We start from the raw sequence: 15,315 nt of genomic DNA on the forward strand, positions 1-15,315 counted from the left end.
TTCCACAGTCAGGAGCAGTTCGGATGAGCGACGATATCGACAACGGCGGCAAAGGCGGCTTCACGCGCCGCGACATGATGCGGGTCATGGCGGCGAGCGGCATGATGGCCGTCGGCGGCGGCGGACTGCTGCTGGATGCGCAATCGGCGTTCGCCGCGCCGGCGCCCAAGCGCGGCGGCAAGATCCGCGTCGCGAACGAATCGAGTTCGACGGCCGACACGCTCGACCCGGCCAAGGGCTCGACGGGCGCGGACTACATTCGCTTCTTCATGTTCTACAGCGGCCTCACGCAGCTGGATCAGAGCCTCACGCCGCAGATGAACCTCGCCGAGTCGCTGCAGACGACCGACGCGAAGACCTGGATCATCAAGCTGCGCAAGGGCGTCACGTTCCACGACGGCAAGCCGGTCGGGCCGGCCGACGTCGTGTACTCGCTGATGCGCCACAAGAACGCGGCCACCGCGTCGAAGGTGAAGACGATCGCCGACCAGTTCACCGACGCGAAGGCGAGCGGCCCCGACGAAGTCACGCTCGTGCTCGCCAGCGCGAACGCGGACCTGCCGGTGATCCTCGCGACGCCGCAGCTCGTGATCACCAAGGACGGCACGACCGACTTCAGCACCGGCATCGGCTGCGGCCCGTACAAGCTGAAGTCGTTCAAGCCGGGCGTGTCGACGGTCGGCGTGCGCAACGACAGCTACTTCAAACCGGGGATGCCGTATCTCGACGAGATCGAGCTGATCGGCATCACCGACAGCGCCGCGCGCCTGAACGCGCTGCTGTCCGGCGACGTGCACCTGATCAATGCGATCGATCCGCGCTCGACGCAGCGCGTCGCGTCCACGCCGGGCTACGCGCTGAAGGAAACCAAGTCGGGGCTCTATACCGACCTGATCATGCGCAGCGACAATCCGATTACCGCGAACCCGGATTTCGTCGAAGGGATGAAGTACCTGTTCGATCGCGAGCAGATCCGCTCGGCGGTGTTCCGCGGCTATGCGGTGATCGGCAACGACCAGCCGATTCCGCCGGGGCATCGCTACTTCAACGCGTCGCTGCCGCAGCGGCCGCACGATCCGGACAAGGCGAAGTTCCTGTTCCAGAAGGCGGGCGCACTCGGCGCCGCGCTGCCGCCGATGTATGCGACGTCCGATGCGAACGGGTCGATCGAAATGGCCGTGCTGATGCAGCAGGCCGGCCAGAAGATCGGGCTGAACCTGCAGGTGAACCGCGTGTCGGCCGACGGCTACTGGTCGAACCACTGGATGAAGCATCCGCTCGGCTTCGGCAACATCAACCCGCGCTCGAGCGCCGACGTGCTGTTCACGCAGTTCTTCAAGTCGGACGCGCCGTGGAACGAGTCGGGCTGGAAGAACCCGAAGTTCGACCAGCTGCTGCTCGCCGCGCGCTCGGAGACCGACGACGCGAAGCGCAAGCAGATGTACGGCGACATGCAGGTGCTCGTCGCGCAGCAATGCCGGATCGGCATCCCGGCGTTCATCAGCTTCCTCGACGGCTACGACAAGCGGCTCGCGGGCCTCGGCTCGATCCCGACCGGCGGGATGATGGGCTTCATGTTCGCCGAGCACGTATGGTGGAACGCCTGACGCCGGCACGTGCCGCCGCCGCGCGGCCGGTGCGGGCAACCGCGCCGGTCGCGCGCGACCTTTACGGGAGTGCCGCTTCATGAATCGAATCCTGCTCGGGCTGATCGGCCGGCGCGTCGCGGTCACCGCGCTGACGCTGCTGATCGTGTCCGCGATCATTTTCACGATCACGAACCTGCTGCCGGGCGATGCCGCGCAGGCCGCGCTCGGCCAGTCGGCGACGCCGGAGACGGTCGCCGCGCTGCGCCAGCAGTTCGGCCTCGACATGCCCGCGCACGTGCGCTACCTGCACTGGCTCGCGGGGCTGCTGCACGGCGATTTCGGCCGCTCGCTGTCCGGCGACATGCCGGTGTCGGAGCTGATCGGCGGGCGCCTGCCGAAGTCGCTCGCGCTCGCCGCGATCACGACCGCGGTGTCGGTGCCGATCGCGCTGCTGCTCGGCATCCTCGCGGCGGTCAAGCGCGAGTCGGTGATCGATCGCGTGATCAGCCTCGGCACGCTGTCGCTCGTCGCGACGCCGGAGTTCCTGATCGCGACCGTCGCCGTGCTCGTGCTCGCGGTGAAGCTGCACTGGCTGTCGGCGCTGTCGTACAGCGGCCCGATCGAAAGCCTGCACGATTTCCTGCGCGCGTATGCGATGCCGGTGCTGACGCTGTGCGCGGTCGTGATCGCGCAGATGGCGCGGATGACGCGCGCCGCGGTGATCGAGCAGCTGAGCGCGTCGTACGTCGAGATGGCCGTGTTGAAGGGCGCGAGCCCGGCGCGCGTCGTGCTGCGTCATGCGCTGCCGAACGCGATCGGGCCGATCGCGAATGCGATCGCGCTGAGCCTGTCGTATCTGCTCGGCGGCGTGATCGTCGTCGAGACGATCTTCAACTATCCGGGCCTCGCGAGCCTGATGGTCGATGCCGTCGGCAACCGCGATTTCCCGCTGGTCCAGGCGTGCACGCTGATCTTCTGCGTCGCCTACCTGACGCTCGTGCTGTTCGCCGATCTGTGCTCGATCGTGTCGAACCCGCGACTGCGGACCTGAGCGTCCCGTCCACCTTCCGAGATGCCGCCCATGCACCCGACCGAACCCGTTCAACGCAGCAGCGCGCTGCCGCCGTCCGGCGATCCGCGCCCACCGTGGGGCAGCGCGACGCCGCCCGCCGCACCGGCGCCCGAGCAGCCGCGCAAGCGCCGCGCACCGCGCATGAAGCTGACCACGGGCGGCCGCGTCGGCCTGTCGATGGTCGGCCTGATGCTGTTCATCGCGGTGTTCGCGCCGCTGCTCGCGCCGCACGACGTCGGCGCGATCGTCACGCCGGAGGTGTTCGCGCCATTCGGCGCGAAGCTGCCGTTCGGCTCGGACTTTCTCGGCCGCGACATGCTGAGCCGGATCCTGTACGGCACGCGGCTCACCGTGCTGCTCGCGCTCGCCGCGGTGCTGCTCGCCGCGCTGACCGGCACGACGCTCGGGCTGCTCGCGACCGTGTCGGGCCGCGCGGTCGACGAGACGATGAGCCGGCTGCTCGACGCGCTCACGTCGATTCCGTCGAAGATGTTCGCGCTGATGTTCGTCGCCGCATTCGGCTCGTCGCTGCCGCTGCTGATCCTGACCGCCGCGGTCAGCTACATGCCGGGGTCGTACCGGATCGCGCGCGCATTGGCGGTCAACATCAGCACGCTCGAATTCGTGCAGGTCGCGAAGGCGCGCGGCGAGAGCGCGCTGTACATCGCATGCGTCGAGATGCTGCCGAACATGATCCATCCGATGCTGGCGGACACCGGGCTGCGCTTCACGTTCGTCGTGCTGCTGCTGAGCGGCCTGAGCTTTCTCGGGCTCGGCGTGCAGCCGCCGTACGCGGATCTCGGCTCGCTCGTGCGCGAGAACATCGCGAGCCTCGGCGACGGCTCGGCCGTCGCGATCATGCCCGCGGTCGCGATCGCGATCCTGACGGTGGGCGTCAACCTGTTGATCGACGGCCTGCCGCATCGCGGCCGCCGCAAGGGCGCGGCCGCGGCCGCCGGAGAACACTGATGCGAGATCAATCGACTCCGCTCGTCGAGGTGCGCGGGCTGCGCGTCGTCGGCGGCCGCCCGGGCGGCGCGGAAACGACGATCGTCCACGACGTCGACTTCGAGATCGCGCGCGGCGAGGTGCTCGCGCTGATCGGCGAATCGGGCTCGGGCAAGACGACGATCGCGCTGTCGCTGATGGGCCATGCGCGCGCCGGCTGCCGGATCGCCGGCGGCTCGGTGAAGATCGGCGGCACGGACGTCTGCACGCTGTCCGCGCAGCAGCTGACCGCGCTGCGCGGCCGCAAGGTCGCGTATATCGCGCAGAGCGCGGCCGCCGCGTTCAACCCGTCGCGCACGATCCTCGACCAGGTGATCGAGAGCGCGCTGATCCACAAGACGATGCCGAAGCGCGACGCGCAGGCGAAGGCGGTCGAGCTGTTCCGTGCGCTCGCGCTGCCGGAGCCGGAGACGATCGGCAAGCGCTATCCGCACCAGGTGTCGGGCGGGCAGCTGCAGCGGCTGATGGCCGCGATGGCGCTGATCACCGATCCGGAGCTCGTGATTCTCGACGAACCGACCACCGCGCTCGACGTGACCACGCAGATCGACGTGCTGCAGGCGTTCAAGAGCGTGATCCGGCGCTGCGGGATGAGCGCGGTGTACGTGTCGCACGATCTGGCGGTGGTCGCGCAGATGGCCGACCGGATCGTCGTGCTGAGCGACGGTGTGATCCGCGAGACCGGCGACACCGAACAGATCCTGCATGCGCCGGCGCATCCGTACACGCAGAGCCTGATCGCGGCGGTCACGCCGAACGATGCGCACCGCGACGAGAAACCGGCGCCGGTCGAACCGGCGCCGCTGCTCGCCGTGCGTGGCGCGGTCGCGGGCTACGGCGGCCGGCCCGCGAAGGGCCGGCCCGCGAAGCTGATCCTGCACGAAGTCGACCTGCGCATCGCGCGCGGACAGACGGTCGGCGTGATCGGCGAATCGGGCTCCGGCAAGACGACGCTCGCGAAGGTGATCGCGGGCCTCGTGCCGGCGACGGCCGGGCAGATCCTGCTCGACGGCGAACCGCTCGCGCTCGATATCGGCAAGCGCACGAAGGAACAGCACCGCCGCGTGCAGATCGTGTTCCAGAACGCCGACACGGCGCTCAACCCGGTGCATACCGTCGAGCGCACGCTCGCGCGGCCGCTCGCGTTCTATCACGGGATCAAGGGCGCGCGTGCGCGGCAGCGCGTCGCGGAGCTGCTCGAACTCGTGCGGCTGCCGCAGGCGGTCGCCGCGCGGCGCACCGGCGAATTGTCCGGCGGGCAGAAGCAGCGCGTGAACCTCGCGCGCGCACTCGCGGCCGAGCCCGACCTGATTCTGTGCGACGAGGTCACGTCGGCACTCGACACCGTGGTCGGCGCCGCGATCATGGATCTGCTGCGCGACCTGCAGGCGAAGCTCGGCGTGTCGTACGTGTTCATCACGCACGACATCGCGAAGGTGCGCGCGATCAGCGACGACATCGTCGTGCTGTACGCGGGCCGCCGGGTCGAAACCGGCAGCCGCGACGCGCTGTGCGCGCCGCCATATCACCCGTATTCGCACCTGCTCGTGTCGTCGGCACCCGAGCTGCGCGCCGGCTGGCTCGACGACGCGGCCGAGCGCTGCCACCGTCCGCTGGTGCCGATCGGCGCGCGCGCCGACGACGCCGAGCTGTGTCCGTTCCTGGCGCGCTGTTCGATGCGGATCGACGGCGTGTGCAACCGGACGGCCCCGGTGCTGCGCACGCTCGACAACGGCGCGCAGGTGCTGTGCCATCGCAGCGAGGAAGACCTCGCGCGCTTCCAGGCCGAGCCGGTGCAGGCGAACGGCGCGCCGGTGCAGCTGTGATGCGCGCCGCCGGTCGTTCGCCGCGTGTTTCGCTGTCGGCGATCGGCGGTGCGCATAGTGTGCTGCGGCGGTCGCGCAAAACGGTGAATTGCGCGTGTGCCGCGCGCGAATACGCGGCAACTGCGCTTTTTGACGGTGATTAAATGGTTCTCATTGGACGGTCGCCGATCGTCGCCGCGGGAATGCTCGAGAACAATCCGATGAAACTGGAATCGTACTGGCTGGAAACCCGCCCCGCGTTTCACGGCGGCTGCGAGGGCCCCGTCGAAGGGCGCGCCGACGTGGTCGTGATCGGCGGCGGCTTCACCGGATTGTCGGCGGCGCTCGCACTCGCGCAGCGCGGCGTGTCGGTGGTCGTGCTCGAAGCCGCGCAGATCGCCGGCGAAGCATCGGGTCGCAACGGCGGCCAGTGCAACACCGGCGTCGCGCAGGACTATGCGTCACTCGCTGCGCGGATCGGCGCCGAGCCCGCGAAACAGTTCTATCGCGCGTACGAAAGCGCGGTGAAGAGCGTCGAGTCGCTCGTCGCCGAACACGCGATCGACTGCGACTTCCGGCGTGCGGGCAAGCTGAAGCTCGCTGCGAAGCCGCAGCATTTCGCGGCACTTGAAAAGACGTTCGATGCATTGCGTCGCGATGTCGACCCCGATATCGAACTGATCGAGCCGTCGCGGATCCGCGATGAAGTCGCGTCCGACGGTTTCTACGGCGGGCTGCTGCAACGCAACGGCGCGCAGATGCACATGGGCAAGTTCGGCGTCGGCCTCGCGCAGGCGGCCGCGCGTGCCGGCGCGCGTCTGTACGAGCATGCGGCCGTCACGCAGCTCGAGCGACTCGACGGCGAGCGCCACCGGGTCACGTGCACGCGCGGCACGATCGTCGCCGATCGCGTGCTGGTCGCGACGGGCGCGTCGCAGCACGGGCCGTTCGCGTGGTTCCGGCGGCGCATCGCGCCGGTCGGCAGTTTCATCGTCGTGACCGAGCCGCTGCCCGATGCGCAGCTGAACCGGCTGTTCCCGCATCGCCGTGCGTACGTGACGTCGCGCCAGATCGGCAACTACTTCCGCGTGACGCCCGACAACCGGCTGCTGTTCGGCGGACGCGCGCGCTTCGCGATGTCGAGCCCGCGCTCGGACGCGAAGAGCGGCGACATCCTGCGCGCCGGCATGGCTGGCTATTTCCCCGAGCTGGCCAACGTGCGGCTCGACTACTGCTGGGGCGGGCTGGTCGACATCACCGCCGACCGGCTGCCGCGCGCGGGCCAGCACGACGGCCTCTATTACTCGATGGGCTACAGCGGCCACGGCGTGCAGATGTCGGTACACATGGGCCGCGTGATGGCCGACGTGCTGTACGGCGCGGCCGCGTCGAACCCGTGGCGCGAGCTCGACTGGCCGGCGATGCCGGGGCATTTCGGGCACGCGTGGTTCCTGCCGATCGTCGGCGCGTATTACCGGATGCAGGACTTCCTGCACTGAAGCGAATGCCCCGAGAACCGAACATGACCGCACGACTCGTTTGCCCGCTCGCCGCGCGGGCGACTGCATGAGGACCGCCAGCATGGCCACCCTGTTTCAAGACTCGATCGACGCTGCGATGCCGCGCACGCCGCGCGTCGCGCGACCGGTGTCGCCGGCGATCGGCGACGTGCTGCGCACGATCGATGCGTCGTTCGCGCAGCCGCTGAACCTCGACACGCTCGCGGCCGTCGCCGGCTTGAGCGTGTCGCGTTTCACCGCACGCTTTCGCAGCGAAGTGGGATTGTCGCCGCATCGCTACCTGTGCGTCGTGCGCGTGCGGCGCGCGCAGGACCTGTTGCGTGCCGGTCTCGCGCCATCGGTCGTCGCGACCGAAGTCGGCTTCTTCGATCAGAGCCATCTGTGCCGGCATTTCCGGCGGGTGCTCGGGATCACGCCGCGCGATTGCGTCGTCGCGCGGCCGGCCGGCGCACCGGCGCGGACGTTGCCGCTGCGCACGCGTGCCGAACATCGCGAAGCGGCATGTCACGTCGCGTAGGCGCATGCGTGGTCGTTACCGGCGCTCGATGCGCGTTCGATCAGACCCACCGGCCGGCACCGCGCAATGGCAAGCAAGGCCGCCGGCCGCGCGATTGAACGAGTTTGTCGGGCGGCACCCGAAGCGGGACATTTCAGTGTCCTGACGGTGTGCGACCGGCGTGGCATCGAACAAACGATTTCCAATACCGTGCGACGCGGTCGAGACACCATCGTCGCGCACTGGCAGGAGCAGAAATGACCGCAGTTTTCGTGTTGCATCGTGCCGACGGCGCGGCTAACCCAACCGCGTTCCGCCAGCAGGCGTTCGGCGACAACGATCCGTTTGCGCAACATCGCGAGATCGCATGGGAAGGGCCGGACGCGATGGCAGCCGGGCGTATCCGTTTCGTCGGCACGCTGGACGTCGCGCAGTATCCGCACATCGAAACCGTCGTCGTCGTCGAAGGCGAGCTGACGCTCGAAGCGTCCGGCGCGGCGCCGCGGGTGCTCGGCGCGGGCGAAGGCGCCGTCATCGGCGGCGGCACCGCGCTTCGTGTCGCCGCGGAATCGCCGGTGCTTCTGATGTTCTGCGCGGCCATGTGCACGCAACCGACGAAACGCGGGCTGTTCCGGCTGCGCGCCGACGCCGATTTCAAGCCGTCGTCGACGTTGCCCGCGGAGGTGCTGCTCGGCCCGGCGCCGCAATGCCGCAGCGACAACGTGTTCGTCGACGACGGCGCCGAGTACTGCGCGGGCACGTGGGATGCGACGCCGTATCACCGGATCGTGCGAGCGCATCGCGTGAACGAATTCATGTTCCTGTTGGCCGGCGGCGTACGCTTCGCCGGGCCGGGCGGCGACGTGCTGTCGCTCGGTGCCGGCGACGCGCTGTTCGTGCCGCGCGGCGCGTCGATCGGGTGGGAAAGCAGCGAGCGCGTGGCGAAGTTCTACGTCGTGCAAAACGTCCACGTATCCATCGAACGAGACTGACCATGTCCCCTCCGCTGCGCCATATCGAAACGCTGCGCACACCGCCGGCTTCGGCCGACGTCGTCGTGATCGGCGGCGGCATCATCGGCGTCTTTACCGCCTACTACCTCGCGCGGCGAGGGGTGTCGGTCGCGCTGGTCGAGAAAGGCCGGATCGGTGCCGAGCAGTCGAGCCGCAACTGGGGCTGGTGCCGGCAGCAGAACCGCGACGCGCGCGAGTTGCCGATGGCAAGCAAGAGCATCGACCTGTGGGAACGCTTCGCGGCCGAAACCGGCGAAGACACCGGTTTCCATCGCTGCGGGCTGCTCTATCTGAGCAACGACGGCGACGAGCTGTCCCGCTGGGCCAGCTGGGGCGAGTTCGCGAAGACGGCCGGCGTCACGACGTACATGCTCGACAGCAAGCAGGCCACCGAGCGCGGGCACGTGACGGGCCGGACCTGGAAGGGCGGCGTGTTCTCCCCGACCGACGGCACGGCCGATCCGGCGAAGGCCGCGCCGGCCGTGGCCGCCGCGTTGATGAAACTGGGCGGCAGCGTGCACCAGCAGTGCGCGGCGCGCGGGATCGAACTCGAGGGCGGGCGCGTCAGCGCCGTCGTGACCGAGGCCGGCGTGATCAAGACGAAGACGGTCGTACTGGCCGGCGGCGCATGGGCGTCGTCGTTCTGCCGCCAGCTCGGCATCCGCTTTCCACAGGCGTCGATCCGCCAGTCGATCCTCAGCGTGTCGCCCGTCGAGCAGCCGCTGCCGGATGCGCTGTATACGTCCGGCGTATCGGTCACGCGCCGCAACGACGGGCGCTACGCGCTGGCGATCAGCGGCCGCGCGCGCGTGGACGTGACACCGCAGTTCCTGCGCTTCGCGCCGCAGTTCGTGCCGATGTTCGCGAAGCGCTGGCGCAATCTGCTGCCGGGCGGCCTCGAAGGCGTGCGCGGCGGCCATGAAACGCTGAAGCGCTGGCGCCTCGATGCGCCGACGCCGATGGAAGCCGTACGCATCCTCGATCCGAAGCCCGACATGCCGACGGTTGCCGAAACGTATCGCCGCGCGGTCGACCTGCTGCCCGAACTGCGCGATGCGAAGATCACGCATGCGTGGGCCGGCTTCGTCGACAGCACGCCGGACGGCGTGCCGGGGATCGGCGAGGTGCCGGGCGTGCCGGGGCTGATCCTGGCAGCAGGCTTCTCGGGACACGGCTTCGGGATCGGTCCGGGCGCCGGACACCTGATCGCGGATCTCGCGACCGGCGCGCCACCGCTGGTCGATCCGGTGCCGTATCAGCCGGGCCGGTTCAGCGATTCGGCCTGGGGCAAGGTGGCCGATTTCTAGATGCGGCTTCTAGATGCGGCGATCTGGCCGACGCGGTGACGGCGCGTGAACGATGCGCGTTCATCCGGATCGCACGTCACCGGCCGCAGTGATTTGGCGGTTTGGCGCCGCGCTCCGGCCGCCGTGCTGGCCACGTCGGCGCGCCACGGTTTGCGCCGTTCGTCGGCGCTTGGTATCGACTCGAGGACATTCCTCAACATGAATTCATCCGTCAATTCACCGCTTCAGCGCCTGAGGCACGCCGGCAGGCTAGAGCGATTCTTCATCGACGGCGACTGGGTGCTGCCGGATGGCGGCGACCGGTTCGCGGTCGTCTGCCCGTCCACCGAGGACACGCTGTGCGAGATTCCGCTCGGCAACGCACGCGACGCGGATCGGGCGGTGAGTGCGGCGCGTCGCGCGTTCGAATCCTGGTCGACCACATCGCCGCACGAACGCGCGTCGCTGCTCGATCGTATTCATGCGTTGCTCCTGGAGCGCGCAGAGCTGTTCGCGACGGCGCTCGCGCTGGAGATGGGCGCGCCGATCAGTTACGCACGCAGCGCCCACGTGCCGCTCGCGGCCGAACATATCCGTGTCGCACGCGACAACCTCGCGAGCTACCCGTTCATCAAGCCGCGCGGCACGACCGCGATCGCACGCGAGCCGATCGGCGTGTGCGCGCTGATCACGCCGTGGAACTGGCCGATCTATCAGATCACCGCGAAGGTCGGGCCGGCACTCGCGGCAGGCTGTACGGTGGTGCTCAAACCGAGCGAGCTGTCGCCGCTCAGCGCGCTGCTGTTCGCGGAAGTCGTCGCCGATGCGGGCGTGCCCGCCGGCGTCTTCAATCTCTTGAGCGGCAGCGGCGAAGCGGTGGGCGCCGCGTTGTCGTCGCATCCTGAAGTCGACATGGTGTCGATCACCGGCTCGACGCGGGCCGGTGTGCTGGTGGCGCAAGCCGCCGCGCCGACCGTCAAGCGCGTCGCGCAGGAGCTCGGCGGCAAGTCGCCGAACATCGTGCTGCCCGATGCGGACCTGCAGCGCGCGATCGCGCCGGGCGTGGCCGCCGCGTTCCGCAACATGGGCCAGTCGTGCAGCGCGCCGACCCGGATGATCGTGCCGCGCGACGCGCTCGGCGTGGTCGAGGAACTGGCCGTCGCGGCATTGGAACAGATGGCCGTCGGCGATCCGTTCAACGATGCGACGACGCACGGGCCGCTCGCCAATCGCGCGCAGTTCGGCCGGGTCGCGCAGATGATCGACGCGGGTGTCGGCGAACGCGCGAAGCTGATCGCCGGCGGGCCCGGGCGGCCTGCCGGGCTCGACCGCGGCTTCTATGCGCGACCGACGATCTTTTCCGAGGTGCGTACCGACATGGCGATCGCGCAGCAGGAGATCTTCGGCCCGGTCCTCGCGATCCTGCCTTACGACACCGTCGACGAAGCGATCGCGATCGCGAACGACACGGTCTACGGGCTCGGCGCGCACGTGCAGGGCACCGATATCGAGCACGTGCGCGCGGTAGCCGCACGCATCCGTTCGGGCCAGGTGCACCTGAACTACCCGGCATGGGATCCGCAGGCGCCGTTCGGCGGATACAAGCAGTCCGGCAACGGCCGCGAGTACGGGATCGAGGGGATGGAGGAGTACATGGAGGTCAAGTCGATCGTAGGCTTCTACGCTTGAAGCAGCCGCTGCGCGCGCGCGCAGCGGCAGTGCAGAATGGAGCCGTCCTTTTCCGAAGGTGCCGACATTGGAACACCCTGTCATCCCCGACACGTCGCTGAGCGCGCATCACGCGCACTGGGCGAAGCTGCGCCGCGACCTGCATGCGCATCCCGAACTGCGCTTCGAAGAACACCGAACGGCCGACGTCGTCGCGCGCGAGCTGCAGGCGCTCGGCTATGCGGTGTCGCGCGGGCTGGGCGGCACCGGCGTCGTCGCGAGCCTGCCCGGCGCCGATCCGCGCCGCGGCATCGTGCTGCGCGCGGATCTCGATGCGCTGCCGATCCACGAAGCGAACGACTTCGCGCATGCATCGTGCACGCACGGCATCATGCATGCGTGCGGCCATGACGGCCATACGGTGATGCTGCTCGGCGCCGCGCGCATCCTGAAAGAGTTGCCGCAGTTGCCGGGCGCCGTGCATTTCGTGTTCCAGCCCGGCGAAGAGGGCGGCGCGGGTGCGCGCAAGATGATCGACGACGGATTGTTCGACCAGTATCCGACCGAAGCGGTGTTCGGCATGCACAACTGGCCGGGGCTGCCGGCCGGGCAGTTCGGGCTGCGCACCGGGCCGATCATGGCCGCCGGGTGCCGGTTCAGGATCACGGTGACGGGCAAGGGCGCGCACGCAGCGCAGCCGCATCTGGGCATCGATCCCGTCCCGCTTGCATGTTCGATGGTGCTGCAATGCCAGACCATCGCGGCGCGCCACAAGGATCCGGTCGATCCGGCCGTCATCTCCGTCTGCATGTTCCATGCGGGCACGACCGACAACGTGATTCCCGACACGGCCGAGCTGCGCGGCACGATCCGCACGCTGTCGTCCGCGTTGCAACAGAAGCTGCAGCGCGACGTCCGGCTCGCGTGCGAGGCGCTCGCGCACGCGTACGGCGCGCAGGTCGACGTCGAGTTCTTCCAGTACTACCCGGCGACGGTTAACACGCCGGCCGAGACCGCACTGTGCGAAGCGGCGATTCGCGACACGTTCGGCGATGAACGCCTGTTCCGCGACGTGCCGCCGAACATGACGTCCGAAGACTTCGGCTTCATGCTGGAGGAGCGTCCGGGCGCGTACGTGCTGATCGGCAATGCGCGGGCCGACACGGCTGCACCGGCGCTGCATCACCCGCAATACGACTTCAACGACGACATCATTCCGGCCGGCGTCCGGTATTGGGTCGCGCTGGCACGGCGTTACTACAGCGGGGCGGCGGAAACCTGCGCGTGATGCCGCTCGGCTGCGGTCGCGGTGTCGGCCGCGACGCCGGCTACAGCGCGCGCGTTCGCGCGCGGGCAGCCGCTATTGCCGGATGACGACGGCGGGCGGACGAGCGTGCTCGCCGCGCTCAATCCGCTCGATCGGGTATCGGCTCACGCCAGTGGGATGCGGACGCTCGCCGAGCGGTGCGACGCGGGCCGGCATCGCGACGATTGTCCGTCACCGCCGAAACGCCGCGCAGCGGCCAGCATCACGCGCGCTGCGCGAGCGTCTTCACCTGCTCGGCCGACATGGCGCCGCGGTAGATCCTGAATTCGTCGATCGCGCCGTTGAAGAACGGGTCGCCCGGATACTGCGAACGTCCGATCCAGTTCTGCGCGCTTTTGCCGACACGCCACGGTGCGAAGATGACGTCGTTCGCCGAACCGATCGCATCGCCGTTCAGATAGAGCGTTGCGGTCTCGCCCGACAGCGTGACCGCGACGTGCGCCCATTGTCCGGCCGGCAGTGCCGCATTGCCGTCGATCGTGCGCTCGCCGTGCCCGCCATTGGTCGTGATCGCGAAGCGCATCGTGCCGCGCTGGCTCTTCGGCGTGACGAACAGGTAGCGTCCGGTGCCCGACCCGAAATCGAAGATGCGCGTCCACGTCTGGCCGCCGTGCCAGTTGACCCACGCGGCGATGGTGAAATCCGACACGTCGGCGACGATGTCGTTCGGCAACGCGACGTAGCCGGTCGACCCGTCGAGCAACACCGCATTGCCGAGCTTGCCTGCCACCCGCGACGCACCGCCGACGAGCGTGCTCGCATGGCCGTTGCCGCTTGCGTCCGCGGCAACGGTGCCGCCTACTTCGTCGAACGACAGCAGCGTGTGCAAACGCAGCGCGGTCGTTGCCGCGACTTCGGCCGAATTCACCGACTCCGCCGATGCGGTGCGTGCGCTGACCACGTAGTACCAGTCGCCTGCCGCGGGACTGTCGGTGTACGTCAGCGGATCGACGATGCCGGCTGCGATGGTCGTATACGGACCGCCCACGGTGGCCGCACGCTTCACGTCGTAGCTTGCCGCGTTCGCGACACCCCACCACGACAGCACGACCTGTCCGGCCGCCGGCCAAGCGGTCAGCCCGCTCGGGGCCGTTGCGGGCGCAACGGGATCGCGCGTGCACGTCAGCGTGCCGTAACCGAGCTGGTCGTAGCCGCCGCTGGCCTCGCCATAGTTGCCGCCACCGCCTTCGGGCTGGATCGCGCGGGCGAACTTCGCGGACCACGGCGCGGCCAGTCCCTTGCGATTCACATAGTGGTTGTACACGAGCGCCCAGCATGGGCGAATCGTGCCCTGGCTCGCTGTCGAGAACTGCGTCTGCGTGACGTCGACGTTCGCATACGGCACGTACGGCACCGACAGAAACGTGCCGTCCGGCTGCACCAAATTCGCCTTCGCGACGTATTCGGCGCCCGCGAGAAAGCGGTTGTTGTCGTGGCCGTACAGGTCGATGCCCTGGTTCCACGCCATTTCGCAGATGGCGCCGGCGAGCGCGATGCCGAGCGTGTTGTGCCCTTGATCGCGGCCCGACTCCTGCCATTGGCCGAGATGGCCGGGATGCACGTAATAGACGGCCTGCGCGATCGCGCCGTTGCCCGGCCCGTCGATGAAGTAGTTGACCGCTGCGTCGAACTTCGCGTGGTCGTCGCACAGCACGCCGATCGCCATCATCGACGCGAGATTGCACAGATCCCAGTTCGCCCAGTAATGCGTGATGTCGGTGTTGTTGTGGCGATTCAGGAAGTCGGCGTTGATCGGGTAGAACTTGTCGGCCATCATCGCCTGGAACGCGGCGAAGTCGGCTGCGGCCCAGCCGGAATACGTGCGCATGATTTCGCCGGCGTTCGCGAATTCGTAGCCGTAGATGCCGGCGGCCAGATCGACGTTCGAGTCGCCCGCGAGGTTCTGCAGCGTCGACGACCACGCGTTCATGATCTGCACGGCCTTGTCCGCATACGCGCTGTTGCCGGAGATCTTCCAGCGCAGCGCGCACGCATAGGCTGCCGCGATGTCCTTGTACAGCACCGGATAGTTTTGCGCGCCCGTGCCGCCGCGCGAGACGACGGCCTGCGGGCGCGGCGACCACGACAGCTGCGCATGACCGTTCGCGATCAGCGTGTTCCAGCCGTCGAGCCATGGCGACGCGGCCGCCGCCACCTTCTGCGCGATCCGGTCGAAGTCCGCTTGCGTATGCAGCAGGCCGGGATGCGCGAACGCCGCGTTCGTCGCGATGGCCGCCGTGCCGGACGCCACGCGGGCAACGGCACGGTTGCCGGCTGCCGCGAGCGATGGGCCCGTCGCGCTTTCGCTCGCCCCCGTGCCGCCGCATGCCGAAAGCGCGAGCGCACCGATGCTGTAAAGGAACGTGCGCCGGGAAAGGCGCGCGCCGGATTCAAGCCGAAGCTGCGAGTCGTTCATGTTGCGGTCGTTTCTTCCGTGACGGGCCGGTAATCAGTCATCGCATGACGACGCGGATTGTACTGGAAGGTTGGGGGTTTTCGGCCACGTGTTCGAGCCGGATCGACACATTTTT

At 68.7% G+C, this 15,315-nt stretch carries 12 protein-coding genes; 11 read left to right on the plus strand and 1 reads right to left on the minus strand.

Features of this window, described 5'->3' with window-relative positions; translation table 11 throughout:
* Positions 1–23 precede the first annotated feature (23 nt).
* The 11 genes from Q3A80_RS17915 (at position 24) to Q3A80_RS17965 (ending at position 12,745) form a co-directional block, all read left to right on the plus strand.
* Positions 24–1,607, plus strand: a complete 1,584-nt coding sequence (locus Q3A80_RS17915) for an ABC transporter substrate-binding protein (RefSeq protein ID WP_446330260.1) — start codon at positions 24–26, stop codon at positions 1,605–1,607.
* Between the two features lie 79 nt (positions 1,608–1,686).
* The gene (locus Q3A80_RS17920) at positions 1,687–2,640 is read left to right on the plus strand and encodes an ABC transporter permease (RefSeq protein ID WP_446330261.1); all 954 of its coding nucleotides are present in this window, start codon (positions 1,687–1,689) and stop codon (positions 2,638–2,640) included.
* A gap of 30 nt (positions 2,641–2,670) precedes the next feature.
* A complete protein-coding gene (locus tag Q3A80_RS17925; RefSeq protein WP_446330262.1) occupies positions 2,671–3,630 on the plus strand; it encodes an ABC transporter permease in 960 nt (319 codons plus the stop codon).
* On the plus strand, positions 3,630–5,495 hold the full coding sequence (locus tag Q3A80_RS17930) for an ABC transporter ATP-binding protein (RefSeq protein ID WP_446330263.1): 1,866 nt from the start codon (positions 3,630–3,632) through the stop codon (positions 5,493–5,495). Before Q3A80_RS17925 ends, Q3A80_RS17930 begins: the two co-directional genes overlap by 1 nt.
* Positions 5,496–5,695: 200 nt before the next feature.
* Entirely contained in the window at positions 5,696–6,973 is a 1,278-nt protein-coding gene (locus Q3A80_RS17935) for an NAD(P)/FAD-dependent oxidoreductase (protein WP_446330264.1), read from the plus strand.
* Positions 6,974–7,055: 82 nt separating this feature from the next.
* On the plus strand, positions 7,056–7,511 hold the full coding sequence (locus Q3A80_RS17940; protein ID WP_446330265.1) for a helix-turn-helix transcriptional regulator: 456 nt from the start codon (positions 7,056–7,058) through the stop codon (positions 7,509–7,511).
* A gap of 66 nt (positions 7,512–7,577) precedes the next feature.
* Positions 7,578–7,751, plus strand: coding sequence for a hypothetical protein (locus Q3A80_RS17945; protein ID WP_446330266.1), 174 nt, complete (start codon positions 7,578–7,580; stop codon positions 7,749–7,751).
* Positions 7,748–8,482 (plus strand): cupin domain-containing protein, encoded by a 735-nt coding sequence (locus Q3A80_RS17950; RefSeq protein WP_446330267.1) that lies wholly within the window; start codon positions 7,748–7,750, stop codon positions 8,480–8,482. The genes Q3A80_RS17945 and Q3A80_RS17950 overlap by 4 nt, the downstream gene beginning before the upstream one ends.
* Positions 8,483–8,484: 2 nt before the next feature.
* Positions 8,485–9,810, plus strand: a complete 1,326-nt coding sequence (locus tag Q3A80_RS17955) for an NAD(P)/FAD-dependent oxidoreductase (RefSeq protein ID WP_446330268.1) — start codon at positions 8,485–8,487, stop codon at positions 9,808–9,810.
* Positions 9,811–10,008: 198 nt separating this feature from the next.
* Positions 10,009–11,478, plus strand: coding sequence for an aldehyde dehydrogenase family protein (locus Q3A80_RS17960; RefSeq protein ID WP_446330269.1), 1,470 nt, complete (start codon positions 10,009–10,011; stop codon positions 11,476–11,478).
* A 67-nt stretch (positions 11,479–11,545) separates the two neighbouring features.
* Positions 11,546–12,745, plus strand: a complete 1,200-nt coding sequence (locus Q3A80_RS17965; protein ID WP_446330270.1) for a M20 aminoacylase family protein — start codon at positions 11,546–11,548, stop codon at positions 12,743–12,745.
* A 241-nt stretch (positions 12,746–12,986) separates the two neighbouring features.
* On the opposite strand, the gene Q3A80_RS17970 is transcribed toward Q3A80_RS17965, so the two are convergent.
* A complete protein-coding gene (locus tag Q3A80_RS17970; RefSeq protein ID WP_446330271.1) occupies positions 12,987–15,200 on the minus strand; it encodes a LamG-like jellyroll fold domain-containing protein in 2,214 nt (737 codons plus the stop codon).
* Positions 15,201–15,315 lie beyond the last annotated feature (115 nt).

Source organism: Burkholderia sp. SR8 (genome assembly GCF_052851275.1).

What these genes read in the sequence shown, in the direction of transcription:
- Q3A80_RS17940 (WP_446330265.1), top strand. Translation starts at nt 7,056, where the DNA reads ATGGCCACCCTGTTTCAAGACTCGATCGACGCTGCGATGCCGCGCACG.
- Q3A80_RS17920 (WP_446330261.1), top strand. Translation starts at nt 1,687, where the DNA reads ATGAATCGAATCCTGCTCGGGCTGATCGGCCGGCGCGTCGCGGTCACC.
- Q3A80_RS17960 (WP_446330269.1), top strand. Translation starts at nt 10,009, where the DNA reads ATGAATTCATCCGTCAATTCACCGCTTCAGCGCCTGAGGCACGCCGGC.
- Q3A80_RS17970 (WP_446330271.1), bottom strand. Translation starts at nt 15,200, where the DNA reads ATGAACGACTCGCAGCTTCGGCTTGAATCCGGCGCGCGCCTTTCCCGG.
- Q3A80_RS17925 (WP_446330262.1), top strand. Translation starts at nt 2,671, where the DNA reads ATGCACCCGACCGAACCCGTTCAACGCAGCAGCGCGCTGCCGCCGTCC.
- Q3A80_RS17930 (WP_446330263.1), top strand. Translation starts at nt 3,630, where the DNA reads ATGCGAGATCAATCGACTCCGCTCGTCGAGGTGCGCGGGCTGCGCGTC.
- Q3A80_RS17935 (WP_446330264.1), top strand. Translation starts at nt 5,696, where the DNA reads ATGAAACTGGAATCGTACTGGCTGGAAACCCGCCCCGCGTTTCACGGC.
- Q3A80_RS17945 (WP_446330266.1), top strand. Translation starts at nt 7,578, where the DNA reads ATGGCAAGCAAGGCCGCCGGCCGCGCGATTGAACGAGTTTGTCGGGCG.
- Q3A80_RS17955 (WP_446330268.1), top strand. Translation starts at nt 8,485, where the DNA reads ATGTCCCCTCCGCTGCGCCATATCGAAACGCTGCGCACACCGCCGGCT.
- Q3A80_RS17950 (WP_446330267.1), top strand. Translation starts at nt 7,748, where the DNA reads ATGACCGCAGTTTTCGTGTTGCATCGTGCCGACGGCGCGGCTAACCCA.
- Q3A80_RS17915 (WP_446330260.1), top strand. Translation starts at nt 24, where the DNA reads ATGAGCGACGATATCGACAACGGCGGCAAAGGCGGCTTCACGCGCCGC.